This window comes from Caldibacillus sp. 210928-DFI.2.18 (assembly GCF_020554505.1).
In the GTDB taxonomy this organism is placed as follows: Bacteria; Bacillota; Bacilli; order Bacillales; family Caldibacillaceae; genus Caldifermentibacillus; species Caldifermentibacillus hisashii.
In genome coordinates this window covers 1-2,178 of record NZ_JAJCHL010000170.1, presented here as the reverse complement: position 1 = coordinate 2,178, position 2,178 = coordinate 1, and the positions used below count along the sequence as shown (strand labels likewise).

The 2,178-nt window shown below is 40.4% G+C and carries 2 protein-coding genes; one reads left to right on the top strand and one right to left on the bottom strand.

The annotated features are described in order from the left end of the window. A partial coding sequence (locus LIZ98_RS17305) for a DUF4351 domain-containing protein (RefSeq protein ID WP_227140372.1) occupies positions 1 to 207 on the top strand: 207 nt, incomplete at its 5' end. A gap of 145 nt (positions 208 to 352) precedes the next feature. Here LIZ98_RS17305 and LIZ98_RS17300 read toward each other — a convergent pair. Further along, positions 353 to 1,783, bottom strand: coding sequence for an amino acid permease (locus LIZ98_RS17300; RefSeq protein WP_227140371.1), 1,431 nt, complete (start codon positions 1,781 to 1,783; stop codon positions 353 to 355). Between the last annotated feature and the right edge of the window lie 395 nt (positions 1,784 to 2,178).

Here is a 2,178-nt window from a genome sequence, read left to right as displayed (position 1 = left end):
GAAAAAGGAATTGAAAAAGGAATTGAACTGGGGCAAGCAAAAGCATTATCTAAAATCGCTCTTCAACAGCTGACAGAAAAATTTGGTGTATTGCCGAGAGAACTGACAGAAAAAATTTCAAAACTGGATGTCATAAGCTTGGAATTAATACTAAGTAATATTTTTAATTATACTAGTTTGGACGATGTTAGAAAGTTTATTTCTTAATTGCTAGTCACATCAACCCCCAGTTCAGTGAATATAGACTGGGGTTCCTTCTTTAATTTTGGCATTTGCCTATCATGACTCCCCGTTTAGGCTTCCTTCAAGGTGTATTCGCGATAGTCTACCACTTACCGGGATAGACACCGTTTTAGTCTTCTCTTTTCTCTTCCGTATTGTTCTCCTCCAAAGGCTCCACTGCGAATTCAGTACTGAAAGATGGTGGGATTTTTGCAATAGCTTGCCCGCGTGCCCGAGCCTTTAATTGAAAACTAAGTCCTAAATATATAAGTGAAAACATTGCAACCATAGCTAATCCGGCAAATAACCCAACACCCTGACCAGGAATTAAAGGCATGCATACAAGCACTACAATCATACTGATCAAGGTAATCCACGACGTATACGGAAAACCCCGCATTTGGCAAATACCATCCGGTGGACACCCATTTCTTTGTCGAAAACGGATATGGGTAGCCATAATAATCACATATGTAAAAATTAAGGAAAAGCCACCTGTTGAAATTAAAACTAAGTATACCCGCGGGAACAAAAGACCAAAACTGAGTCCGACAAGCATGGTCATTCCGGAGAATAAAATACCCCGGTAAGGAACGTCTTTTGTATCTTTTAACCATCTCGGTGCATACCCTTCATCAGTTAAAGACCTGATCATTCTACCTAAACCAAATATTGCCGCCATCATCGCTGAAAGGATAGCTGATATTAACACAAGATTCAATACCGACCCTGCCCAAGTAATTCCCCATCTGTCCAATGAAGCAACAATGGGACTCACATTTTCATTCAGAGCTGAAGTCGGGATTAGTGGCAGTATTACAGCAGCATAAACGACATATAGTCCTACAAGACTAAATACCGTGTAGCGAATCGCTTTTGGAATGGTTTCCCTTGGATTCTCTGCCTCAGAAGCAGCTAAACCGATTACCTCAAACCCAGCATAAGCAAAAATGACCAATAACATACTACCTGCAATTCCGCTAATTCCGCCTGCCATAAAAGGCTCGTTTGCCAATTCACCAAGACCGATAGGATTTGCTCTCGGAAGTACTCCAAATATTAAAACCAATGCAGTCAAAATAAAGAAAATAATCATAAATATTTTTACACTTGATAAGAAGCTTTCAATTTTCCCCAGTTTTTCGACACCAAGGAGATTGAGTAGAGTAACGCCAACGATAATCAAACTTCCCATAATTGGAATTGATACATTTGGGAACCATTCCCGTAATAAGATCGATATGGCTGTCGCTTCACTGGACATTGATAGGACGATTCCGGTCCAATATATCCAGCCCACGATAAACCCCATTCCTTGCCCGAGTTCTTTTGCCGCAAAAGTACTAAAAGATCCTTTTTCCGGGTTGGCGACCGTCATTTCAGATAAAGCATATAGAATAAAATAAACTAATATTCCCGATAAAATAAATGAAATAATAATCGAGGGGCCGGCTGCATTCATTGCTACTGATAAACCAAGGAAAAAAGAACCCCCGATCACACTTCCTAATGACATTAAAGCTAATTGCCATGCTGAAAGTCCTTTACTTGTTTTTTGCATAAATCAATCACCCATTTTTTATTTTTTCTTACTTATTATTTTCATTTTGGGAGAAATGATTCGTCGGCAAAATGGGGTGTTTCTCCCTTCAAATTGGCAACGAGATCAGGCTTCGTCGTCAAAAATACGACTTTCTCACACAAAAACAGCGACGTGATTAGGTCTCGTCGCCAAAAAATGGGGTTTCTCGGCTCAAAATGACGACGAGAACGGGGCTCGTCGCCAAAAAATCGAGTTTTTCACCCCAAAATGGTGACGAGATCAGGTCTCGTCGCCAAAAAATCGAGTTTTCTGCCCAAAAATAGCGACGAGATTAGATCTCGTGGCCAAAAAATGGGAGTTCCCGGCTCAAAATGGTGACGAGATTAAGTCTCGTCGCCAAAAACATGACTTTC

Coding starts and splice junctions, on each gene's coding strand:
- LIZ98_RS17300 (WP_227140371.1), bottom strand. CDS start 1,783: ATGCAAAAAACAAGTAAAGGACTTTCAGCATGGCAATTAGCTTTAATG.